Source organism: Betaproteobacteria bacterium, assembly GCA_016720925.1.
Taxonomy (GTDB): domain Bacteria; phylum Pseudomonadota; class Gammaproteobacteria; order Burkholderiales; family Usitatibacteraceae; genus UKL13-2.
This window is the reverse complement of record JADKJR010000003.1, coordinates 187,875-211,998: the sequence shown is the minus strand read 5'-3', so window position 1 is coordinate 211,998 and position 24,124 is coordinate 187,875. Positions and strand designations below refer to the sequence as shown.

20 protein-coding genes and 1 pseudogene are annotated in these 24,124 nt (G+C 58.9%); 15 read left to right on the top strand and 6 right to left on the bottom strand.

Features of this window, described 5'->3' with window-relative positions; translation table 11 throughout:
• Window positions 1-34: 34 nt before the first annotated feature.
• From IPP88_05090 to IPP88_05080, 3 genes and pseudogenes are all read left to right on the top strand, one after another.
• Window positions 35-577, top strand: coding sequence for a glutaredoxin family protein (locus tag IPP88_05090; GenBank protein MBL0122115.1), 543 nt, complete (start codon window positions 35-37; stop codon window positions 575-577).
• Window positions 578-600: 23 nt separating this feature from the next.
• A pseudogene (xth, locus tag IPP88_05085) lies at window positions 601-1,371 on the top strand (exodeoxyribonuclease III).
• A 41-nt stretch (window positions 1,372-1,412) separates the two neighbouring features.
• Complete coding sequence (locus tag IPP88_05080; protein MBL0122114.1) at window positions 1,413-4,274, top strand: EAL domain-containing protein; 2,862 nt, start codon at window positions 1,413-1,415, stop codon at window positions 4,272-4,274.
• A 102-nt stretch (window positions 4,275-4,376) separates the two neighbouring features.
• On the opposite strand, the gene IPP88_05075 is transcribed toward IPP88_05080, so the two are convergent.
• Complete coding sequence (locus IPP88_05075) at window positions 4,377-5,573, bottom strand: oxygen-independent coproporphyrinogen III oxidase-like protein (protein ID MBL0122113.1); 1,197 nt, start codon at window positions 5,571-5,573, stop codon at window positions 4,377-4,379.
• Window positions 5,573-6,163, bottom strand: a complete 591-nt coding sequence (rdgB, locus tag IPP88_05070; protein MBL0122112.1) for an RdgB/HAM1 family non-canonical purine NTP pyrophosphatase — start codon at window positions 6,161-6,163, stop codon at window positions 5,573-5,575. The genes IPP88_05075 and rdgB overlap by 1 nt, the downstream gene beginning before the upstream one ends.
• A gap of 141 nt (window positions 6,164-6,304) precedes the next feature.
• Between rdgB and gap the strand changes: the two genes are divergently transcribed.
• The 9 genes from gap (at window position 6,305) to IPP88_05025 (ending at window position 15,909) form a co-directional block, all read left to right on the top strand.
• Complete coding sequence (gene gap / locus IPP88_05065; protein ID MBL0122111.1) at window positions 6,305-7,318, top strand: type I glyceraldehyde-3-phosphate dehydrogenase; 1,014 nt, start codon at window positions 6,305-6,307, stop codon at window positions 7,316-7,318.
• 215 nt (window positions 7,319-7,533) lie between these two features.
• Complete coding sequence (locus IPP88_05060) at window positions 7,534-8,067, top strand: hypothetical protein (protein MBL0122110.1); 534 nt, start codon at window positions 7,534-7,536, stop codon at window positions 8,065-8,067.
• 31 nt (window positions 8,068-8,098) lie between these two features.
• Entirely contained in the window at window positions 8,099-9,280 is a 1,182-nt protein-coding gene (locus IPP88_05055; GenBank protein MBL0122109.1) for a phosphoglycerate kinase, read from the top strand.
• Between the two features lie 79 nt (window positions 9,281-9,359).
• The gene (pyk, locus tag IPP88_05050; protein ID MBL0122108.1) at window positions 9,360-10,799 is read left to right on the top strand and encodes a pyruvate kinase; all 1,440 of its coding nucleotides are present in this window, start codon (window positions 9,360-9,362) and stop codon (window positions 10,797-10,799) included.
• A 97-nt stretch (window positions 10,800-10,896) separates the two neighbouring features.
• Complete coding sequence (locus IPP88_05045; GenBank protein MBL0122107.1) at window positions 10,897-12,198, top strand: glycerate kinase; 1,302 nt, start codon at window positions 10,897-10,899, stop codon at window positions 12,196-12,198.
• A 180-nt stretch (window positions 12,199-12,378) separates the two neighbouring features.
• On the top strand, window positions 12,379-13,443 hold the full coding sequence (locus IPP88_05040; GenBank protein ID MBL0122106.1) for a fructose-bisphosphate aldolase class II: 1,065 nt from the start codon (window positions 12,379-12,381) through the stop codon (window positions 13,441-13,443).
• A gap of 9 nt (window positions 13,444-13,452) precedes the next feature.
• On the top strand, window positions 13,453-14,394 hold the full coding sequence (locus IPP88_05035; protein ID MBL0122105.1) for a DUF3667 domain-containing protein: 942 nt from the start codon (window positions 13,453-13,455) through the stop codon (window positions 14,392-14,394).
• Window positions 14,395-14,413: 19 nt separating this feature from the next.
• Window positions 14,414-15,283: a phosphoribosylaminoimidazolesuccinocarboxamide synthase gene (locus IPP88_05030; protein MBL0122104.1), complete on the top strand. Its 870-nt coding sequence runs from the start codon at window positions 14,414-14,416 to the stop codon at window positions 15,281-15,283.
• The gene (locus tag IPP88_05025; protein MBL0122103.1) at window positions 15,280-15,909 is read left to right on the top strand and encodes an HAD family phosphatase; all 630 of its coding nucleotides are present in this window, start codon (window positions 15,280-15,282) and stop codon (window positions 15,907-15,909) included. Before IPP88_05030 ends, IPP88_05025 begins: the two co-directional genes overlap by 4 nt.
• A 444-nt stretch (window positions 15,910-16,353) precedes the next feature.
• Here IPP88_05025 and IPP88_05020 read toward each other — a convergent pair whose 3' ends face one another.
• Window positions 16,354-17,352, bottom strand: a complete 999-nt coding sequence (locus IPP88_05020; GenBank protein ID MBL0122102.1) for an NAD(P)H-quinone oxidoreductase — start codon at window positions 17,350-17,352, stop codon at window positions 16,354-16,356.
• 3 nt (window positions 17,353-17,355) lie between these two features.
• Window positions 17,356-18,285: an ROK family protein gene (locus tag IPP88_05015; protein MBL0122101.1), complete on the bottom strand. Its 930-nt coding sequence runs from the start codon at window positions 18,283-18,285 to the stop codon at window positions 17,356-17,358.
• A gap of 96 nt (window positions 18,286-18,381) precedes the next feature.
• Here IPP88_05015 and IPP88_05010 point away from each other — a divergent pair, with 96 nt between their 5' ends.
• The 3 genes from IPP88_05010 (at window position 18,382) to aspS (ending at window position 22,311) form a co-directional block, all read left to right on the top strand.
• Window positions 18,382-19,215, top strand: a complete 834-nt coding sequence (locus IPP88_05010) for a polyphosphate kinase 2 family protein (GenBank protein ID MBL0122100.1) — start codon at window positions 18,382-18,384, stop codon at window positions 19,213-19,215.
• 135 nt (window positions 19,216-19,350) lie between these two features.
• Window positions 19,351-20,418, top strand: a complete 1,068-nt coding sequence (locus tag IPP88_05005; GenBank protein ID MBL0122099.1) for a DUF502 domain-containing protein — start codon at window positions 19,351-19,353, stop codon at window positions 20,416-20,418.
• A gap of 120 nt (window positions 20,419-20,538) precedes the next feature.
• Complete coding sequence (gene aspS, locus IPP88_05000; GenBank protein MBL0122098.1) at window positions 20,539-22,311, top strand: aspartate--tRNA ligase; 1,773 nt, start codon at window positions 20,539-20,541, stop codon at window positions 22,309-22,311.
• Window positions 22,312-22,459: 148 nt separating this feature from the next.
• Here aspS and IPP88_04995 read toward each other — a convergent pair whose 3' ends face one another.
• Together IPP88_04995 and IPP88_04990 are read right to left on the bottom strand one after the other, a co-directional pair.
• Complete coding sequence (locus tag IPP88_04995; protein MBL0122097.1) at window positions 22,460-22,735, bottom strand: hypothetical protein; 276 nt, start codon at window positions 22,733-22,735, stop codon at window positions 22,460-22,462.
• A 10-nt stretch (window positions 22,736-22,745) separates the two neighbouring features.
• Window positions 22,746-23,816 carry a hypothetical protein gene (locus IPP88_04990; GenBank protein MBL0122096.1) on the bottom strand — a complete coding sequence of 357 codons (1,071 nt, stop codon included), beginning with the start codon at window positions 23,814-23,816 and terminating at the stop codon, window positions 22,746-22,748.
• Between the last annotated feature and the right edge of the window lie 308 nt (window positions 23,817-24,124).

Sequence of the window (24,124 nt, the reverse complement as noted above, 5' to 3'; positions counted from 1 at the left end):
TCGCAGGGTGCTTAATTATTCGAGGAGTTCCGCCATGCGTATATCCACATTCGCCATTTTTCTGCTGGCCTGCGTAACCGGCACGGCCGATGCACAGCTCTACAAATGGGTCGACAGCGACGGCAAGGTGACCTACTCGGATGTGCCGCCCCCGAAGGACGCCAAGGACGTGCGGCAAAAGGCATATGGTGACAACGTCACACCCTCGGACGACTTGCCATATAGCGTCATGGATGCCATCAAACGCAATCCTGTGACGTTGTTTGCCAACGCCTGCGGAGAGCCATGCGACAAGGCGCGCGCCCTGTTGAGCGCCCGCGGCATTCCCTTTACGGATCGCAACCCCGAGACCGATCAGGCAGCAATGGATGCCCTGAAGGAAGCTGCCGGCGGACTATCGGTGCCGACCCTTACCATTGGCGGACGGGTGATAAAGGGATTCGCTGACAGCGAATGGCATGACGCGTTGTCCAGCGCGGGCTATCCACGTACTAATCCAGGCGTTCGCGCAAAGCCGCCAGCGCCTGTCATACCTGTCAAGCCTGCCGCATCGGCCGCCCCGGCTGCAGCGAACTAGCGCCGCCGTCGCGGAAGCGCGCGATGAAACTCGCGACGTGGAACGTCAATTCCCTCAATGTTCGTTTGCCCCACGTTCTCGACTGGCTGCGTGCGCATCAGCCTGATGCACTTTGCCTGCAGGAATTGAAACAGGAGGACGCCAAGTTTCCATTGGCCGCATTTGACGAGGTCGGCTACCACGCCGTGTTCGACGGCCAGAAGACGTATAACGGCGTCGCCATCCTTTCGCGAGCGAGCGCCGAAGATGTCAGCAAGGGAATGCCGGGATTTGCGGACGAGCAGAAGCGGGTGATCGCCGCGACCGTTGAGGGTGTACGGATAATCTGCGTCTATATTCCCAATGGGCAAAGCATCGATTCTGACAAATACCAGTACAAACTGCGATGGCTGGATGCATTGGCTGTCTATGTGCAATCGCAGATTGCCGAGTATGGCGATGTGGCCCTGCTGGGTGACTACAACATTGCGCCGGAGGATCGCGACGTGCATGACCCGAAAGCGTGGGAAGGCCAGGTGCTTTGTTCCGAGCCCGAGCGCGCCGCCATGCGGCGATTGGTGGATCTGGGTCTCAGGGACAGCTTCCGCCTGTTTCCATAGCCAGAGAAGAGTTTTTCATGGTGGGATTACCGCATGAACGGTTTCAAACGCAATCTGGGATTGCGCATTGACCACATCCTGCTGACACCCGCAATCGCACTGCGTTGCGAGAGTGCCGCGATAGATATCGAGCCGCGAAAATGGGAGCGGCCCTCGGATCACGCGCCGGTCGTGGCCGTGCTGCGTGCGCCATAATTGAGCATGACCTGTCTGGCGCATCGCCGCAATCTCGCACCATGATCGCGACGCCTATTTCCAGCAGTGCCGTACGCGCGGTGCTATTGCGCTATGACATTCTCGATACGCCGCCCGAGCCGGCGTTTGATGATCTCGCGCAGCGCGCGGCCGAGGTGTTTGGCGCGACCATGGCGGGAATATCATTCTTCGACACCGGGGATGTGAATGCCGCCCGCTCGATGTCGTCGTCCGATGGGCTCGGGCGCGGCGCATGGCGAGAATGGTTCAAGTCGCGGGTGAATTTTCCGGTCGATTCAATGGCGCGCGAGCTTAGCTTTTTCCTGCCGAGCGCATCCGCGACGGAACATCGATTGCGCATTTTTGTGGTGCCGGATGCATTCGCCGATAAACGCTTTCGCGATCATCCGCTGGTTTCCGGTCCGCCACATATTTGCTTCTACGCTGGTGCGGCGATCATTTCCAAAGAAGGCGCGATAATCGGCGCGCTGTCGGTGTTTGACACGGTCGCGCGCGAAGCGGTGCCCCGCGAACTGGAAGCGCTGATCAACCTGGCGGAGCTGACCCGTGCCCGGCTCGAAGCGCGAGCCGAACGCCGCCTGGAAATGCGCCACGAGCGTCAACTAGGTGGCCAGCCTGGTCAAGTAAAGCCGGTGCCGGTGGCGCCCCCGCATTCAACTTTTATCAAGCCTGTTCCGGTGCCAAGCGAGAATACTGCCGCTCAACAACACATCGAACAATCAACACAGAAAGTCCTGCGGCTCGAGCAGTTGCTGGAAGATGAGATCGCCAGCCGCAAAGCCACCGAGGACCGGTTGCGCGATGAAAAGGATTTTTCGGACGCGACCATTCAGAGCCTCCCGGGTGCGTTTTTCATGTTCGATGCCGATGGAAAAATGTTGCGCTGGAACGCGAACTTTGCCGCCATTACTGGTTTCTGCGACGACGATATGCAGCAAAAACACGCGCTGGATTTTGTTGCCGAGAAGAATCGCACCGCCGTCGCCGATGCGATCAGGCGCATCTTTGACACCGGTAGCGAAGTCGTGATCGAGGCAGATATTCGCGGCAAATCCGGTGACGAAACACCCTATTCATTTCACGGTCTCGCGCTGGATATCGGTGGTCGGCGTATGTGCCTCGGTGTTGGTCGGGACATTACCGAGCGTATCCGCGCCGAACGCGAAGTCGCACGCGCCAAGGAGCGGCTAGACCTGGCGCTGGCGGGCTCCAATCTTGCCATCTGGGACTGGGACTTGACGGCTAACGAGGTGCATTTCAGTCAAGACTGGGAAGCGCTGCTGGGCGCCAAACCGGCCGACGAACCGGGAACGATTTTCAGCGGCGAAGAAGTACTGGCCTGGAATCACCCGGACGATAAAGAGCGCTTTCGTGAGGCGCTCACGCAGACCGCCAGAGGCGAGACTACCGACTTTCTGTGCGAGTATCGGGTGCCAGACCCGCACGGTGAATGGGTATGGATGCAATCCAAGGGCAAGGTGGCCGAGCGCGCAGAAAGCGGCCTCGCACTGCGCATGACCGGCACCACCGCCAACATCACCAAGCGCAAGCTCGCCGAAGATCGCGTTGAATTTCTCGCCACACGCGATCCCCTCACCGGATTGCCCAACCGCATGCTGCTGAATGACCGCCTCGAACAAGGCGTGGCGAACGCGGCGCGCAAGAAATCCCGCTTGGCCTTCATGTTCATTGACCTGGATCGTTTCAAGACCATCAACGACTCGCTGGGCCACGATGTCGGCGATGAACTGCTGAAGCGCGTTGCCGCGCGCCTTACAGCGTGCATTCGCGCCACCGATACCGTCGCACGCCAGGGCGGCGATGAATTCGCCGTGATCCTTGAGAACCTGCCGATTGCTGAAAGCGCCGATGCGCAGGAAGGCGCGCAAAACGTGGCCGACAAAATGATTGCGTCCATGGCCGCGCCGATCATGATTAACGGCCAGCATCTCAATACGTCCTGTTCGATCGGCATCAGCGTCTTTCCCGTCGACGGTCAGGACCCGCAGACACTGATGAAACACGCAGACGTGGCGATGTACGATGCGAAAGCCAAGGGCCGCAATAACTACCAGTTCTTCTCGCACGAAATGAACGCCCGCGCGCAGGAGCGGCTGTCGATCGAAAATTTCTTGCGCCTTGCCTTGCGTCGCGACGAGCTGCAGTTGTATTACCAGCCGCGCGTGTCGTTTCTCACCGGCCACGTCACCGGCGTGGAAGCGCTGATTCGCTGGCAGCATCCGCGCCGCGGGCTCATCACGCCCGACAAATTCATCGGTGTCGCCGAGGATTCCGGGCTAATCGTGCCGATGGGCGAATGGGTCATCGAACACGCGTTCAAGCAAATTGCCGAATGGCGCGAACGCAGTGGCCGCGATCTTAAACTCGCGGTCAATCTCTCGGTTGGCCAAATGTACGACGGCGACCGCCTGATTCGCGCCATCACCGCCAGCGCCACAGCCGCCAACCTCGACCCGACTGTGGTGGAGCTGGAGCTGACCGAAAGCATGCTGCTGAAAAACATGGACGAGACGGCGGAACTGCTGACGCGCTTGGGTAAGCTGGGCGTTGGGCTTGCGATCGACGATTTCGGCACCGGCTATTCCTCGCTCTCCTACCTGAAGCAACTGCCGGTCGATTCGATCAAGGTCGATTCATCTTTCGTGCGCGATATCGGCACCGACCCCAATGACGAAGCCATCATCCGCGCCATCATCGCCATGACCCATAGTCTGAAACTAAACGTGGTCGCGGAGGGTGTTGAACGCGAAGACCAGTACCGCGTGCTGCGCGATCTGGAGTGCGATGAATATCAGGGGTATTTCTTCTCGAAGCCGCTGCCTGCGGCGGAGTTCGAGGCGGAGTTTCTGGATTTGCAGTAGCCTGCGAAAATAGTATGAAGTCAAGCACTGGCGCGGCGTTCCGGCCATTTTAGTCCGAAGCGCCGCGCCAGTGCTTGAGTTTGATCGGCTGGCAGCGAGCTGCTATGGCAGGAACATTTCCAGCAGGTCATTCAGGAACAATCGCCCCTTGTCGGTCGGTTTCACGTTCACGTGATCCCGCGTGATCAGCCCCTTTGCTTCTGCCTGATCCAGTTTCGCGGTAATTGCGGTTACGGGTAAACCCGTGCGCTCGACGAACATCGCCAGCGAAAATCCCTCTGTCAGGCGCAAGGCGTTAAGCATGAATTCAAACGGCAACTCAGCGCGGGAAATCGTTTTGGTTTCCTCCGCGGCGTCGCCCAGCGCCGCCCGCTCCATGAAAGCCTGCGGTTGCTTGTAGCGCGCCTCGCGGGTGATGCGGTCAGGAAATGAAATCTTGGCGTGCGCGCCCGCGCCGATGCCGAGGTAATCTCCGAAGCGCCAGTAGTTCAGGTTATGGCGGCATTCCCGTCCAGGCTTGGCGTAGGCGGATGTTTCATAGTGCGTGTATCTCGCGCCACCCAGTTTGGATTCGATCATGGCTTGCATGTCCGCGGCCAGATCGTCATCAGGTAACGGTGGTGGAAATCGGTGGAACAGCGTGTTCGGCTCGAGCGTGAGGTGGTAGATCGACAAGTGCTTGGTGCCGAATGAAAGAGCAGTATCGATATCTTCTTCGCACTCCTTCAGCGTCTGCTTCGGCAGGGCAAACATCAGATCGAGATTGATGTTGTCAAAATTCGCCTGCGCAATCTCGATGGCGCGGTGTGCCTCGTTGCTGTTGTGAATGCGCCCCAGCGCCAGCAAGTGCGCCTCGTTAAAACTCTGGATGCCAATCGACAAGCGATTCACGCCTGCCTCGCGGAAGCCGCGAAACTTTTCTGCCTCAAACGTACCGGGATTGGCTTCCATGGTGATTTCCGCTTCGCTGTCGAGCGAGACGCGGGCGCGCACCGCGGCGAGAATTTCACCGATCGCCCGCGCGGAAAAAATGCTCGGTGTGCCGCCACCGAAGAACACCGTGTACACCCGCCGGCCCCAGATATTCGGCAGCGTGTGATCGAGATCAGAAATGAGCGCGTCGATGTATTGGCGTTCGGGAATTGCGCCGCTTCCCCCTTTCGCTTCGTGCGAGTTGAAATCGCAATACGGGCACTTGCGCACGCACCAGGGAATATGGATATAGAGCGCCAGCGGCGGCAATACCGTCAGCGCAGGACGGTCGGACATCGTGCCCGGCGCCATGATGGAAACAGACATCAGCGCCGCGTTCGCAATTTTTCGGCAAGCGCCTGCATGGCCTTGCCGCGATGGCTGATTCGGTTCTTGATGTCAGGCGACAGCTCCGCCGCGGTTAGGCCGTATTCCGGCAAGAAAAAATACGGGTCATAGCCGAAACCGCCCGCGCCGCGCGGTGTGTCGATCACTTCTCCGTACCATTCACCATCTGCGATAAGCGGGTGCGGATCGTCTGCGTGCATGACCAGCACCAGCGCGCAGTAATAGAATGCACGGCGGTCGGCATGTGACTGAAGTTCCGCGACAAGTTTTTCATTGTTGCGTTGATCGGATTTTGGTTCGCCCGCAAAGCGCGCCGAATAGACCCCGGGAGCGCCGTGCAGTGCGAGTGCGCAGATGCCGGAGTCGTCGGCCAGCGCCGGCAAGCCCGTTGCCCGGGAGGCATGGCGCGCTTTCGCCAGCGCGTTCTCGACAAAAGTGGCGTGGGGTTCCTCAGCCTCCGAGACGCCAAGCGTTGCCTGTGGGACCGCCTCGAAATCAAACGTTTGCAGCAGCGCGGCGAATTCGCGCAATTTGCCGGGATTGTTGCTCGCAATGATTATTTTGTTCATGGTTAGCCATTATCCCGCCCTTCGTGCGGCAATTCACACCCCCGCCATAGGTTGTTTGGGTGAGCGGGTGCGTTGCGGTAAAATGGAAATATTCGCTTTTCCCATGCAGTTTCCACCTCCACGCTCTCAGGAATCGACAAAATGACCATCAAAGTCGCCATCAATGGCTATGGCCGTATCGGCCGCAATATTCTCCGTGCCCACTATGAGGGCAACAAGAAACATGACATCCAGATCGTCGCCATCAACGACCTGGGTCCGGTGGAAACCAATGCCCACCTCACACGCTACGATACCGCACACGGCAAGTTCCCCGGAACGGTCACCGTTGACGGCGATTACATGGTCGTCAATGGCGACCGCATTCGCGTGCTGGCCCAGCGCGACCCGGCCCAATTACCCTGGGCAGAACTGGGTGTGGATGTCGTCATGGAATGCACCGGCTACTTTGCGACCAAGGAAAAGGCCTCCGCGCACATCAAAGGCGGGGCGAAAAAAGTCATTATCTCCTCGCCCGGCGGCAAGGATGTAGACGCCACCATCGTCTACGGCGTCAATCACAGCAAGCTGACATCGGCGATGACGGTCATTTCCAACGCTAGCTGCACGACCAATTGCCTCGCGCCGCTGGTGAAGCCGCTGAACGAAAAGATCGGTCTGGTCAACGGTCTCATGACCACCATCCACGCTTACACCAATGATCAAGTCCTCACTGACGTGATGCACGAAGATCTGCGTCGCGCACGCTCCGCGACCATGTCGATGATCCCGACCAAGACCGGCGCTGCGGCGGCAGTGGGCCTGGTGATGCCGGAATTGAATGGCAAGCTCGACGGCTATGCGATCCGCGTGCCGACCATCAACGTATCGGTTGTCGATCTTTCCTTTATCGCCGCGCGCGACACAACGGTCGATGAAGTCAATGCAATCATGAAAGCCGCCGCCGCTGAACCCGGCATGAAGGGCATCCTTGCCTATAACTCGGCTCCGCTGGTGTCGATCGATTTCAATCATGACCCACATTCGTCTTCTTTCGATGCAACACTGACCAAGGTGTCTGGCCGCCTCGTGAAAGTCAGCAGCTGGTATGACAATGAGTGGGGCTTTTCAAATCGCATGCTGGACACGACGGTCGCCTGGATGGCGGCAAAGTAACAGCGAAGGGACTGCAGCCGGTCAAGGCAAGGATAAAGCTGAACACAGGGCCGGGAATGGCGACTTCCCGGGCCCCTTTTTTGCGCGTCGGCAAGATCATCGATGCATTGCAGGCTGTCCCGCAAAGCTCGGCAGGCGGAAAAAAGCTATCCTGATCGTGCATCACCTGTGTCTCAACGCCACGTAAGCCAGTCCATCCGGCCGAGGAAGAGAATATGAAAACTGCAAATACCGTCTTGGTAATTCTCCTCGCCGCTGTGTGCGCAAGTTGCGGTGATCGCGCGGCACCGAAGCCGGAGGTCAAAGTTGAAAGCGCGTCAGAGGCGCTGAAGAACGACCAACGCGATATTGCGCAGCGGTTCTCAGAGCAGAAAGCCGCAGCCGACGCAAATTTTCAGCAGGATCGCGCGCGTGCCGATCGCCAGCAAAATGTGGACGCAATGGCCGCACTCGCGCAACGTCTGGGCGCGGGCATCAAGGAGGCAGGTACCACGGGTCGCAGCGACTTCGCGGGGCTCATCAAGAAAGTCGACGCCATCAAGGCTGACGCCAACGCGGTTGCAGTGGATGACTGTACCGGCAAGGTGCGGGCGAGTTTGCTTGAGGCTGTTTCGGCCACGGTCGACGCCTTCAACAGCTTCACCAAGGAGACTGGTGCAGCCAGCGAGGCATCGACGCAGAAACTCTCACAAGCTGCAGACCAGCTCGATGCGATAGGCCAGGAGCTACGCGCGTGTCGGTCTTCGTAGCGCCATTTTTTCACAAATCAATGGAGTTACCATGAACTTTCTCCGCCTGACTGATCTCGACCTCAAGAACAAACGCCTGTTCATTCGTGCCGACCTGAATGTTCCGCAGGACGACAGCGGCAATATCACCGACGACACCCGTATCCGCGCATCGATTCCGGCGATCAAGCTCGCGCTGGAGCGCGGCGCGGCGGTAATGGTGACGTCACACCTTGGCCGTCCCACCGAGGGCGAATTCAAGGCGGAAGATTCGCTGGCGCCAATTGCCAAACGCATGAGTGAATTGCTGGGATGCCCGGTGCCGCTGGTGGCCAACTGGGTGGATGGCGTTGACGTGACGCCCGGCCATGTCGTGCTGCTGGAAAACTGCCGCGTCAACAAAGGCGAGAAGAAAAACAACGACGAGCTTGCGCAAAGAATGGCGAAGCTGTGTGATATCTACGCGAACGACGCCTTTGGTACCGCGCACCGCGCGGAAGCCACCACTCACGGTATTGCCAAGTACGCCAAGGTGGCGTGTGCGGGGCCGTTGCTGGCGGCTGAGCTGGATGCGCTGGGCGCCGCGTTGAAGACGCCGAAGCGACCGATGGTGGCGATCGTCGCCGGCTCAAAGGTGTCGAGCAAACTGACCATCCTCAAAGCGCTCGCCGACAAAGTTGATCAGCTGGTCGTGGGTGGCGGGATCGCCAATACTTTTTTGCTTGCCAAGGAATTTCCCATCGGTCGGTCGCTCGCCGAAGTGGATCTGGTCAACGAAGCCAAGACGATCATCGACATGATGGCCGCACGCGGTGCGGCGGTGCCGATTCCCGTCGATGTCGTGTGTGGCAAGGAATTCTCAGCCACCACCCCCGCCGTCACCAAGCGCGTTGAAGACGTGGCCGCCGATGACATGATTTTCGATATCGGCCCCAAGACCGCCCAGACACTCGCCGAGATCATCAAGCGAGCCGGTACCATCGTCTGGAATGGACCGGTGGGCGTGTTCGAATTCGACCAGTTCGGCCACGGCACGGAAACATTGGCGCGCGCCATCGCCGATTCCCCGGCATTCTCAATTGCTGGCGGTGGCGATACTCTGGCGGCGATCGCCAAGTACGGCATCGCGGACAAGGTGTCGTATATCTCGACCGGTGGCGGCGCGTTTCTTGAATTTCTCGAAGGCAAGACATTGCCAGCGGTGGAAATACTGGAGCAACGCGCTTCCGCGTAGACTCGCCCGGTTGTCACGGCATCCAAGCTGCACGCGAGCTGGATACGTCCAGCCCCCTGAACCATTTACAGGAAATTTCATGCAACGTGCCACAAAAATTGTAGCCACCCTTGGGCCATCCACTTCTTCTCCTGAAGTACTCGAGCGGCTGATTGCCGCCGGTGTCGATGTAGTGCGCATGAATTTTTCGCACGGTACCGTCGACGATCACCAGGATCGCGCTGCGCTGATCCGGGAAATTGCTGCTCGGCACGGAAAGCAGATCGGTATTCTTGCCGACTTGCAGGGCCCGAAGATTCGCGTCGGAAAATTCACCGACAACAAGATCATGTTGAAAGCGGGCGACAAGTTCATCCTCGACGCGGATTGCGAACTTGGCGACCAGAACCGCGTTGGTATTGACTACAAGGAATTGCCGCGCGACGTAAAGGCGGGCGACCTGTTATTGCTTAACGACGGCCTGCTGGTGTTCGAGGTCATCATTGTCAAGAAGAACGAAATTCATTGCCTGGTGAAGCAGGGTGGCGTGTTGTCGAACAACAAGGGCATCAACCGCAAGGGCGGTGGACTCACCGCGCCGCCGCTGACCTCGAAGGATATGGAAGATATCAAGACGGCCGTTGCGCTGAAGGCCGATTTTCTCGCGGTGTCGTTTCCGAAAAGTGGCGCGGATATGTACATGGCGCGCGAGTTGATGCGGGCGGCCGGCGGCAATGCCATGCTGATCGCAAAAATCGAGCGCACCGAAGCCGTGACCAACGACGCGCTGCGCGACATCATGAAAGCCTGCGACGGCATCATGGTCGCGCGCGGCGACCTCGCCGTGGAAGTGGGTGATGCCGCGGTACCAGCGCTGCAAAAACGCATGATCCGCATGGCTCGGGAATTGAACAAGCTCACCATCACCGCCACGCAGATGATGGAGTCGATGGTGTCCTCGCCGATCCCGACACGGGCGGAAGTCTCCGATGTGGCTAACGCCGTGCTGGACGGCACCGACGCCGTGATGCTTTCCGCGGAAACGGCCTCGGGCCAATTTCCCGTGGAAACCGTCGAAGCAATGGCTCGTATCTGTGTGGAAGCCGAAAAGAGTGCGGACGTGAAACTCGACCGCGAGTTTCTTGATCGCGTGTTCACGCGCGTGGATCAGTCGATCGCCATGGCAGCATTGTTTACCGCGCATCACCTCAAGGTGAAATGCATTGCCTCGCTCACCCAATCGGGCTCGACCGCACTGTGGATGTCGCGCCTTAATTCCGGCGTGCCTATTTACGCGCTGACACCGGAAGCGGGAACCTTGACCAAGACCTCGTTGATGCGCGACGTTCGGCCGATTACGATGATCTACGACGGACACGATCGCGAGCAATTGATGAGCATTGCCGAGCAATGCTTGCTCGACAATGGCGTTGCTGCGATAGGCGACATCGTTGTGATCACCATGGGTGAACCCATCGGCCAATCCGGCGGCACCAATACGATGAAGATCGTGACGCTTGGCGAGCATCGCCGGGCGTGAAGATCTGGGGGAGACTCACATCGTGCAGCGATGTTAAGGCGACACCAAGATCTTCACGGCGTGCATCGTCGCGCTTGGCGATTCTGGAATCTGCAAGATGCGCACAACTGAAATAGATCGCAGACCGCTGTTGCGCCGTATGTTTGATGCCGCGGTCGCGGCGGCGCAGCCTGCGTTGTGCCTCCCGCCGCACCTGCCGCCGTGCCCAAAGGGACGCACGATCGTCATCGGCGCGGGTAAGGCATCGGCCGCGATGGCGCGCGCGCTTGAAGACCACTGGCACAGTCCGCTCGAAGGCCTCGTCGTCACACGTTATGGTTACGACGTGGCGTGCGATCGCATCGAGATTGTGCAGGCCGCGCATCCGGTGCCGGATGCCGCCGGCATCAAAGCCGCGCAGCGCATTCTCGAAATGGTAAGCGGCCTTACCGCCGATGATCTGGTGATCGCCCTCATCTCCGGCGGCGGTTCATCCCTGCTGGTGGCGCCAGGCCCCGGCCTCACGCTTGGCGACAAGCAGGCGGTCAACGCCGCGCTGCTAAAAAGCGGCGCGACCATTTCCGAAATGAACTGCGTGCGCCGCCACCTTTCATCGCTCAAGGGCGGGCGGCTCGCCGCCGCGTGTTATCCGGCGAAAGTCCTGACGCTGTTGATTTCCGACGTGCCGGGCGACAATCCGATCGACATTGCCTCCGGCCCGACGGTGGCCGACCCGACGACGTGCGCTGACGCGCTTGCGATCCTCGCGCGCTATCGCATTGACGTGCCGGGTGCGATGCGATCGCTGCTGGAAAGCGGCGGCGGCGAGAGCATCAAGCCCGGCGATCCGCGCCTGGACGGACATAACGTACGCATCATCACCGCGCCGCAAATGGCGCTGGAAGCGGCCGCGCAGGTGGCGCGAACCGAAGGCATCCCCACGTACATTCTAGGCGATAGCCTCGAAGGCGAGGCACGCGAGATCGGCAAGGCACTCGCCGGTATCGCGCGGCAGGTGACTATGCATGGCCAACCTTTTACGACGCCGTGCGTGCTGCTGTCCGGTGGCGAGACAACGGTCGCCCTCAAAGGAACCGGCCGCGGCGGCCGCAACGTCGAATTCCTGCTCTCGCTTGCAGTCGCCCTGGATGGCTTGCATGGTGTCCATGCGATTGCCTGCGACACCGATGGCGTCGATGGCGCCGAAGAAATCGCCGGCGCCTGCCTCGCGCCCGACACACTGGCGCGCGCGTGGGCGCAGGGTATCAATCCGCGCGCAAGCCTCGACAACAACGATGGCCATGGTTTCTTTCAGGCGCTGGGCGATTCGGTGATCACCGGTCCGACACTCACCAACGTGAATGACTTTCGCGCAATCGTTGTTGATGGGCCCAGCACTGGCGGGTTTTTCCAGACATAAATGCCTTGGACGGCGCGCCAGTGCTGAATATTGCCTGGTTGATCCAACGCAAAACGTGACGACGTCGAATGTGCGGAAATAACCGCATACCGCCATCACGGTAAAATTGAACATTCCCTATCGACCTGCTCATTTGTCCGGCAGGCCTTGCACTGCTCATCACACCCTCAGGAGATTGCCATGCCCCTCGTATCCATGCGCCAACTACTCGACCACGCCGCCGAAAACGGTTACGGCGTTCCCGCCTTTAATGTGAACAACCTGGAGCAGGTGCAGGCGATCATGGAAGCCGCGTCGGAAACTGACAGCCCGGTGATCATGCAGGCCTCTGCTGGCGCGCGCAAATATGCGGGCGAGACGTTTCTGAAATATCTGATCGAAGCTGCCGTCGATACTTATCCCGCCGTGCCCATCTCCATGCACCAGGATCACGGCCAAAGCCCGGCAATTTGCCAGCAGGCCATGCGTCTCGGTTTTTCCAGCGTGATGATGGACGGCTCGCTACAGGCCGACGGCAAGACCATCGCCAGCTTTGAGTACAACGTCGACGTGACCCGCCGTGTGGTCGAAATGGCGCACATGATCGGCGTGTCGGTGGAAGGCGAACTTGGCTGCCTGGGATCGCTGGAAACCATGCGTGGCGACAAGGAGGATGGCCACGGCACGGATTCCACCATGACGCGCGATCAGTTGTTGACGGACCCGAATGAAGCCGCCGATTTCGTCAAGAAAACCGGCGTGGATGCGCTGGCGATTGCCATCGGCACCTCGCACGGCGCCTACAAATTCACCCGCAAGCCCACCGGTGACATTCTCGCCATCGATCGCATCAAGCAAATCAACGCGCGCATTCCCAATACCCATCTGGTGATGCACGGCTCCTCCTCCGTGCCGCAGGATTTGCTGAAGATCATCCGCGAAAACGGCGGCGACATGAAAGAAACCTACGGCGTGCCGGTTGAAGAAATCCAGGAAGGCATCAAACATGGTGTGCGCAAGATCAACATTGACACCGACATCCGTCTCGCCATGACCGCGGCCATCCGCAAATTCATGAACGAGAACAAGGGTGCGTTCGATCCGCGCGACTATCTGAAGCCCGCACGCGCCGCCGCCAAGGAAATCTGCAAGCAACGCTTTCAGCAATTCGGTTGCGCCGGAAATGGCCCGAAGATCAAGGGCATCACGCTGGCGAAAATGGCGGAGAAATATGCGAAGGGTGAGTTAACGCAGGTCGTGAAGTAACGGCCTCGCGTGAAGGGCGGCGCTATTGCACACGGTGAAGTGGCGCCAGCCGAATTGGCGCCCCATTGCCGCAACTGCAGCCTTCCGCTCGGCGCCACACGCGGCAGATATTGCCCCAACTGCGGGCAGGAAACAACGCTGCATCCGCCGACATTCTGGGAATTTGTCCACGAATTCATCACCCACTATGTCGCGCTGGAGGGCAAACTCTGGCGTACCTTGGTATTGCTGTTTTTCAAGCCGGCCGAGCTGACCCGCGAGTATCGCGCCGGGCGCAAGCAGCGTTATATCTCCCCATTGCGGCTTTACATCACCGCCAGTTTTTTATTTTTCCTGGTGGTGAAGATAGCTGGCTGGGGAAGTTTTGTGCACGTCGAAACGACGACAAGTGAGACCGCGAAACCGACAAAGGGAATCTCATATTCGTTCAATTCCGAGAGGCCGCCCAGTGGCAAGCCACTCGATGATCTGGCAATACGGCAGGCCCAGATCAATCTGGAATGCGGGGCGTTTCAGGATGTATGCCGGCAATTTCAGACCCGGCTGGAGAAGAAATACACCGGCAAAACCACCGGGGATGTGATCGACATGCTCAGGGCGGGCATGCTTGCCAATGTTCCATATGCCTTGTTTCTGCTGCTGCCGCTGTTTGCCCTGCTGACCAAGTTGATCTATGTCCGGCGTGGAATTTATTTTGGCGAGCATGTGGTCTATGCGCTGCATATTCACGCCTTCACGTTTTTTGTGTTGCTGCTCAAGGCGATCCTGCCGCGCTACGTGGGTGATGTCGTGGTATTGGCCGCGCTGGTCTACTATTTCGTCGCGATGCAGCGGTTCTTCGGGGGACGCTGGTGGGCCACCACGTTGCGATATGCTGTCGTCGCCACCGTTTATCCCTTGTTGCTCGTGATGGCCACGGCAACCGTCGTTTTATATGTCTTGATTGCTTAAACTTGATTGCCTAAAGCCCATGTACGAATCCTCGATCAAATCCCTTCCCCTCGTTGCGCGCGGCAAAGTGCGCGACATCTACGCCGTCGGTGACGACAAGCTGCTGCTCGTCACCAGCGACCGTCTCTCCGCTTATGACGTGATCCTGCCGACACCGATCCCGCATAAGGGCGAGATCCTCGTTGCGCTGGCCAGTTTCTGGTTCGAAAAACTGCAGCACGTCGTGCCCAATCAACTGACCGGCATCGATCCCGAAACCGTGGTGGCGGCAAACGAGCGCGACCAGGTACGCGGTCGCGCAATTGTCGTGAACAAGTACAAGGTATTGCCTGTTGAAGCCGTGGTACGCGGCTACCTGGAAGGATCCGGCTGGAAGGAATACCAGGCATCGCAATCGGTATGCGGCGTGAAACTGCCAGCGGGCCTGCAGCGCGCCTCGAAACTGCCGCAGCCGATTTTCACGCCGGCCACCAAGGCGGAAGCCGGCGAGCACGACGAGAATATCGATTTCTCAACGTGCGAAAAAATCATCGGCGCGGCGCGTGCCGCCGAGGTTCGCGATACCGCGATTCGACTCTATTCGGAAGCCGCCGAATACGCGCTCACCAAGGGCATCATCATCGCCGATACCAAGTTCGAATTCGGTGTCGATGCCGGCGGCAACCTGCATCTCATCGATGAAGTGCTCACGCCGGATTCTTCGCGTTTCTGGCCGCTGGATACTTATACGGTCGGCGCATCACCCGAAAGTTTCGACAAGCAATACATTCGCAACTGGCTTGACGCCATCGGCTTCAATCGCAAGCCACCGGCGCCGCAAGTGCCACCGGAGATTGCCCAAAAAACCAGCGACAAATATCGCGAGGCGCTGGACAGGCTAACCAGTTGAGCGAGGTCGTCGATTTGCCTGACATCAAGGCGGTCCTGTTCGACTTTGGCGGCGTGCTGGCGGAATTGCGCGCGGAGGCCCACCTGCTGCCGCTGGTGGGCAATCGGCTGACGCGTGAGGAAATGTGGGCGATGTGGAGCGGCTCTCCCGCCGTGCGTGCGCACGAGACGGGAAAAATTGCCGCCGATGAATTCTCCGAACGCATCGTTGAAGAACTGGCGCTTGACGTTGCGCCGCAAGCGTTCCTGGCCGGATTTCGCGATTGGATCGTCGGGCCGTTCGCCGAAACGCACAACCTGGTACGCGATGTCGCGGCGCGCCACACCACTGCACTGGTATCAAATACCAGCGCCTTCCATTGGCCGGTGATCGAGTCGTTCGGTGTACTGCCACATATGCATCATGTGTTCGCGTCGTACCAGATCGGCCGCATCAAGCCGGATCGTGCTTACTTCGAATTTGTCATCGCGCAAATGGGTATCGCCGCACAGGAAGCCGTGTTCTTCGATGACAGTCCGCTGAATGTGGCCGCGGCGCGGGAATTGGGATTGCACGCGTATCGGGTTGAAAGCGCCCGCGAGGTGCGTGAGCAATTGACGCGGCTCGGGATGCTGGGGGCTGATTGATATCCGGCCGTTCCGGCGGAAGGTGAACGACGCTCGCCAAAAGGCGAGGGCAACCAGTTACGGCGCAGGTCGGTGAGGGTCGGCGTTGTGGCCGACTGCCTTGCACGATCTTGAAGTTGTCATCCGGCACCTCCGGCTTTTGATCTTCACTGTATTTCTTCCACACTTCGTCTGTCGCATTGCCGCTTGACGCCACCCTGTACCCCCGGCCCCACGAATGCTGTCCCCAGCAGCGCTTTCGCAAACTCGCATTTTCCGACAACAACCCCGGACTTCGTGATATCTCCTTCAGCAGCTCGCGCGTCCGCTCGCCCACATCACCAACTCAACCAATACCGGATAGCGATATTTCGCAATCCACACCAGGTGTACTTACAGCCCCATCTTGCAGGTGAGGCGCCAAAGTCGCTTCCAAGTCCGGACGAGTTGCGTTCGCTCAGGCTGCTAGTCCACCTTCAACATGATCTTCCCAATATGCGTGGACGACTCCATCAACTTATGCGCGTCGACAATTTCTTCCAGCGCAAAAGTCTTGTAAATCACCACCTTCACTTTCTTCGCCGCCAGCAGCGGCCACACCGTTTCTTTCAGTGACACGGCAATCGCCGCCTTCTGCTGATCTGGCCGCGCGCGCAGGGTTGAGCCGGTGATGGTCTGGCGTTTCATCATCAGCGGGCGAAAGTCGATGGTGGCTTGTCCGCCTTCCAGAAACGCGATGAAGCAGTAGCGGCCTTCCAGCGCCAGCACGCGCAGATTCTTTTCGATATAGCTGCCTCCGACCATATCCAGAATCACGTTCACGCCTTTCTTTTGCGTGGCGGTGGCAATCCCCGCGGCCCAGTCCTGCGTTTTGTAATTGAAGGTGTGATCGGCGCCGATGCTTTTGCAGAACACGGCTTTTTCTTCGTTACCGACGGTGGTGAACACCTCCGCGCCAAACGCTTTCGCGAGCTGGATGGCGGTGAGGCCGATGCCCGACGAGCCGCCATGCACGAGAAATTTTTCGCCTGCTTTCAGTTTGCAGGTGTCGAATACGTTTACCCAGACGGTGAAGAAATTTTCCGGCACCGCGGCCGCTTCGAGCATCGACAATCCGGCGGGAATCGGCAGGCAATGTGCGGCGGGTGCGGCGCAATATTCGGCGTAGCCGCCGCCGGGCGTGAGCGCGCAGACGTCGTCGCCGATCTTCCATTGTGTGACCCGGGCACCGAGGGCGGCGATGGTGCCCGACACTTCCAGGCCCATGACCGGTGACGCCGTGGGCGGCGGGGCGTAGCTGCCACCGCGCTGGAGGAGATCGGGCCGATTTACACCCGCGTAGTCGACTTTGATCAGTACGTCGTTTTCGCCAACCGGCGGCAGCGGGCCGGTGGCGATGTGCATGACTTCGGCGGCGCCGGGGCCGTTGGTGGCGACAAAGCGCATGGTGGAGGGGAGCGTCATTTTCTATTCCTTGGTAAGTTTTTGTTCATCATTCCACAACCACGCCGCGCCGCGCACGCCGCTGCTCGCGCCGAATTTCGGTGGCAGCAGCTTGGTCGCAACGTGATCACTAAAAACGTATTGCGTCCACCGGCGCGGCACGGCATCGTACCAGCGCGCGACATCAGAAAGTCCCCCACCCAGCACGATGACGTCCGGATCAAGCACGTTGATGATGGTCGCAAGACCGCGTGCGAGGCGGTCCTCATAAGCTTGCAGCGCCGTTTCGCATCGTGGGTCTGTTGCGGCTTGCTCAACGATCTGCTCGGCCGTGAGCGCACGTCCGGTATCTTCAAGAAAATGTTTCGCCAATCCAGGTCCCGAGAGCCAGGATTCAATGCATCCGCGTTTGCCGCAATAGCAGGCGTGTCCCGGCAATTCGGTCGAGGTATTTGATGGGGAAAATATCGGCAGCGGATTGTGCCCCCATTCGCCGGCGATGGCATTTGCACCCGTCAGCACCTGTCGATTGATCACGACACCACCGCCGACTCCGGTGCCCAATATGACGCCGAATACGACGTCGGCATCGGCCCCGGCGCCATCGATAGCCTCGGATAACGCAAAGCAATTGGCGTCGTTGGCAATGCGAATTTCGCGCTGCATGGCGCGCTGCAAGTCTTCCACCATTGGCTGGCCGTTGAGGCAGGTGGAGTTGGCATTCTTGATCCGGCCGGTCACGCGGGATACCGCCCCCGGTGTAGCGATACCGACGCTTCCCTCGGCGCTGAGCGCAGTTTCCGCTAGGCGCACCAATTGAACGATCGCCTCAACCGTCGCCGCATAGTCGCCTTGCGGCGTAGCGACACGCTGACGATAGCGTTCCTGTCCCGCCGCGTCGAGGGCGATGATTTCGATCTTGGTGCCACCCAGGTCAATACCGAGCCGGAACATGCTGTTTGTTGTGGAAGGGACGATGTGCGATTATGCCGCAACAGATTTCCTTCCCACTTTCCTGCCCCAACCTTTCACGCGGAGTGCGCATTCACCATGGCAAAAACTTCCGAATCCTCCAGCATCAAGAACATTCGCCCGATCATCGCGAACGGCAAGACTACGCTGGCGAGCATCGATACGGCGTCGACCTGCGGTTTCAAGGGCGACAAGGACGCGACCATCGCACTGCTCACGCAACTGAACGCGCAGCTGGTGGAATTGCAGAACGTGCTATATGCCGAGCACAAGCACAAGGTGCTGGTGGTCTTGCAAGCGATGGATACCGGCGGTAAGGATGGCGTGATTCGCAAGGTATTTTCCGGCGTCAATCCGCAAGGCGTGGACATCGCGAGCTTCAAGGCGCCGACCGCCGAGGAGTTGGATCACGATTACCTGTGGCGCGTGCATGCGCGCGTGCCGGCCAAGGGCCAGATCGTCGTATTCAACCGCAGCCACTACGAGGATGTGCTCATCACGCGCGTGCACGGCTGGATCGATGACCGCACCGCGAAACGGCGCTTGCGGCAGATCAACGATTTCGAGGCGATGCTGGTTGAAGAAGGCACGATCATCGTCAAATTCTTCCTGCACATTTCCAAAGGCGAGCAAAAGCAACGGCTACAGGATCGCCTGGACGACGCCGGAAAAACCTGGAAATTCAATCCGGGCGATTTGGCCGAGCGCGAAAAATGGGACGACTACCAGCGCGCCTATGAAGCCGCCATCAATGCCACCTCGAGTCCGCACGCGCCGTGGTATGTCGTGCCGGCGGATCGCAAATGGGTACGCGACCTATATGTATCTTCGGTGCTGGTGAGCGTACTGAGCAACCTGAAAATGCGGTATCCGGACCCACCGCCTGGGCTCGACAAAATCGTGATTAAATAATCGCTTTTGCGGCACCGCACAAGCGCGCTAAGTCCTTGTGTTAAAATGACAAGTTAGTCATTGCACCGCGTGCATTCGCGGTGCATTTTTTTCTGAAGTGTTCTATTCAGTCCAATTTCGTTCTAAAAGCGAGCCATGCCGATTTACGCGTACAAATGCTCGTCCTGCGGGAACACCCAGGATGTTTTGCAAAAAATGAGCGCCGCCGCGCTGACGGATTGCCCTGCCTGCGGCAAGTCCACATATTCGAAGCAAGTCACCGCGCCCCAGTTTCAACTGAAGGGCAGCGGCTGGTATGTGACGGATTTCAAAGGTGGCGCCAGCGTCGGGAAGGACAGCAAACCAGACAGCAAGACCGCGCCGGCCACCGCCGACACGAAGAAAGGAACCACCACCGATACCAAGAGCGAGACAAAGGCTGATTCGGGCGCCGCCAGCACGGCGCCCCTCCACGCCCGCGGCTTCTCCATCCAGTTCCGCGCCGGCAAAGCCTGTCGCCGCGTCCAGCGAATGATCATCAAGGATCATCCCGTGCGCAAATATCTGATCGCCGGCTTGCTTGTGTGGATCCCGCTGGTCATTACCGGCTGGGTGCTGAAGCTGCTTATCGATTTGATGGACCAGTCGCTGCTGCTATTGCCGGCCAGTTTCAAGACCGAAGCGTGGCTGGGGTTTCACGTACCGGGCATGGGCGTATTCCTGACCGTGGCCATCGTGCTGCTGACTGGCGTGGTCGCCGCCAATTTCTTCGGCAACAAAATGCTGATCTGGTGGGATTCGGTGCTGCAACGCATCCCGATCGTGCGCTCGATCTACGGTGGCGTGAAACAGATTTCCGACACGTTGTTTTCGCCCGAGGGCAAGGCGTTTCGCAAAGCCGTACTGGTGCGCTACCCGCAGCACGACACGTGGACAGTGGCGCTGCTGACGGGCGAGCCGCAACATGAAGTGACCGACCACCTTGGCCGCGAAAATTATTCGGTCTTCGTGCCCACCACCCCGAACATCACGGCCGGATTTTTTCTGATCGTGCCCAAGTCGGAAGTGCTCGAACTGAAGATGAGCGTGGACGAGGCGCTGAAATACATTATTTCCATGGGTGTCGCTGAGCCGCCGCGGCCCAATCCAAAACAAAATCCCAATCACCGCAACGGGGCCGAGATGAAAAAATCCGGCACCGACCCCAATACGAAGCCGTTGTAATCGCAAGATTGCAACGGCGCCCGGCCCTGATTTTTCGCTGATCGCGCACGCGATCGCCCCCACTTTCTTGCCATCCTCCTCTACTTATCTCGGGATGACACCACTTTGGATATTTGTGCCATGAGAACCAACTACTGCGGCTTCATCGACAAGCAATACCTCGGACAACAAGTCACGCTGTTCGGCTGGGCGCACCGGCGTCGCGACCACGGCGGCGTGATCTTCATCGATCTGCGCGACCGCGAAGGCCTGGTGCAAGTGGTCATCGACCCGGACACCGCGGCGGCGTTTCAGACGGCCGACAAGACCCGCACGGAATTCGTGCTGAAAGTCATCGGTAAGGTTCGCCCACGCCCGGACGGCACCATCAACACCAACCTGAAAAGCGGCGAGATCGAAGTACTGGCTTCGGACGTGGAAATACTCAACGCCTCGCTGACCCCGCCGTTCATGATCGATGACGACAACATCAACGAGGAAGTGCGTCTCAAGTATCGCTATCTCGATCTGCGCCGTGACGTGATGCAAAAGAACCTGCGCATGCGCTATCGCATCGCCATGGCGGTGCGTCAATATCTGGATGCGCAGGGCTTCATCGATATCGAAACGCCGTTCCTCTACAAATCGACGCCCGAAGGCGCGCGCGAATTTCTGGTGCCGTCGCGCATCCACGACGGCAGTTTCTACGCGCTGCCGCAATCGCCGCAGCTGTTCAAGCAATTGCTGATGGTGGCGGGTTTTGATCGTTACTACCAGATCGTGAAATGTTTCCGCGACGAAGATTTGCGCGCCGATCGCCAGCCGGAGTTCACACAGATCGATATCGAAACCTCATTCCTCACCGAGCGCGAAATCCAGGACATCATGGAAGGCCTGGTGAAGGCGATGTGGAAAGCCGGCGTCGGCGTGGACCTGCCTGACTTCCCGCGCATCACCTATGCGGACGCGATGGCGAAGTACGGTTCGGACAAGCCTGATCTGCGCGTGAAACTGGAACTGACCGAGCTGACCGACATCGTCAAGGACTCCGGATTCAAGGTGTTTGTCGATGCCGCCAACGCCAAGGGCGGCAAGGTTGCCGCGCTGTGCCTCACGGGCGGCAACACCATGTTCGCCCGCAAGGAACTCGATGACCTCGCCACCTTCGCCGCGATTTACGGCGCGAAAGGGCTCGCTTACATCAAGGTCAACGACGCGACCAAACTCAGCGCCGAAGGCCTGCAATCGCCGATCGTGAAATTCCTGTCCGAGGAAACGCTCGGCAAGATTCTCGCGGCATGTAACGCCAAGACCGGCGACATCATTTTCTTCTGCGCCGACAAAACCAAGGTGGTGTACGACACGCTGGGCGCGCTGCGCATGAAGCTCGGTCACGAAAAAGGCTTTGCCGACGGCGGCTACAAACCGGTGTGGGTGGTGGATTTTCCGGCGTACGAATACGACGAGGAAAACCAGCGCTACGCTTCCGCGCATCACCCGTTCACCGCGCCAAAGGACGAGCATATCGCGCTGATGGATACCGATCCTTCCAAGGTGCTGGCCAAGGCTTACGACGTGGCAATGAACGGCTGGGAACTCGGCGGCGGCTCGGTGCGGATCCACAATCCCGAATTGCAGCAGAAGCAATTCAAGGTGCTGGGCATTTCACCCGAAGATCAACGCGCCAAGTTTGGTTTCCTGCTTGATGCCCTCGAGTACGGCGCACCGCCGATGGGCGGCATCGCCTTCGGCCTGGATCGCTCGGTGACGATGATGTGCGAAAAGTGGGATTCGATCCGCGACGTGATCGCGTTCCCGAAAACGCAGCGCGGCCAGGATTTGATGATCGACACGCCGTCGCAGGTGACGGACAAGCAGTTGCGGGAGTTGCATATCAAGTTGCGGAACGATTAGGCGCACGAAGCCACGACCTGCATTAGCCTGCTGGGAAAAAATAACAAACTCCAGCACCGGAGCGCTTCCCGGGACATTTTTGACCCGAAAGGCGCACCAGTGCTGGAGTTTACTTTCCTCCCGCTGTCGATCACGTCGTCAGCCTCTGTTACTTGAACAATTCCGGATTTGTCTTGCGATACGCCTCGACGAGTTCGGTAATCGACTTGCCGCTCTTGGCGATACGTTCAAGGGCAATGGCCCGGTCGCCTTTCGAGAGTACTTTTTGAGTCAATTGAATGTTTTTCGCGAGACTCTCGCAACTGTATTCATTCCCGGTCAGGTCCGTCGTCGAGCGCCAGCGCAAACTCCACCACGGATTCATCGCGCAATGTCTGCAATCGCGCCGCGTCCCAGCCGATTTTTTCGCCGATATTATCGCCATGGCGCGCCCGCTAAAGAAACTCCTTTGTCCAACAGCATTTTTCGCAAGTGCATCGCAAACGTTTTCGCGCGCGGGGTCCTCGGATGGGGCGCGCACGCAATAGTTGTTCAGCGCCGCGTATGACTGCCAGGAAGCCATGCCGAGAAGTGATCTGGCGATCAGTGACCCGCACCAGCGGCGGTTGATTTTTCACCACCTCCGCTTCAAACAACGTGGCGAGCGACGGAAGGCGAAAGTCGTAACCGCTGGCGGCTGCGGCACGGCGCATGGCCTCATCCCGCGTCGCCAAATCCTTTTGTCTGACGGCCTCATTCGCCACCATCAACCATGCCGCCGCATTGTCAGGGTCAATCCGCGCCCAACCGATGTAGCTGATGGCGGAGCACGCATCAATTGGTGTATTGCCACAGGCATAGATCGCGGTCGCATAAATCGCGGGATCACGTTCATTCAACGCCATTTTTGCCAGCGCTTCGGCGACCGCCGCTCTCAATTGCGGCTTCCACTCCCACGCGTCACTTTCACACCGCATGTCACCATTGCAGCGCTTGGCCTTGATGCCCTCATCTATCGCGGCCCACTCGGCCTGGCGCGCCTGCACATACAGGCCCAACGCTTGATCGCGCAGTGAATTGCTTTGCATCAGTTTAGCGCTCGCTGCGGACAAAGCCGCGTTTGCCGCGCCTTTGCCCATCTCGCTGTGGTTGCGCGTCAGCCCATCTTGTTCCACCTGCTCAGCGAGAAAGAGCGCCGCGTCCAGATCGGACAATCCGCAGACTTCAACCCTTTTTCCTTGCAACAACGCCATGATTCTGGCGCGCAGTTTTTCCCAGTCGGATTCAGCCGAGCGCGACGCTGGCGAGAGCGCGACAGATGGCGGTTTCGCCAGCGTTGCGACAGGTGCGGCTGTATGTTCGGCACTCGCTGCGAATTGCGGGACGGCCCCCGGACGGTCAGACGCCACATCCGCTCGCGGCCAAAGCAGAAAAATTACGAGCGCGCACAGGGCGACGACAACGGCGATCAGCAAGTTTCGCTTCAATCGTGATCCTGGTTTGGGTTGCGCGGAGGGTTCAATCATCGACACGTGCTAGTTTTCTTGGGTGAGAAAGTAAACTGAGTATGCACACCTTTTGGAACCGTTTGCAGGTTATTGCTGGCAGACAACCCTTGCAGGTCGCGCTGCCCCCTGCATGGGGCAGCCGTCTCGCGGGCAATCCGCATGCGGATCGAAATCCCCGCTCAACCTCAAGCACTGGAGCGGCAGTTCTGGCATAAAGTGGCTGGAAGGCGCACCAGTGCTTGAGTTTTTCCGACCAATCGTCACGCCGGCGCCTCGCTTTCGACCTCAAGCGACCGCCCCTTATAATCCGTGCTTCAACTCTCGAA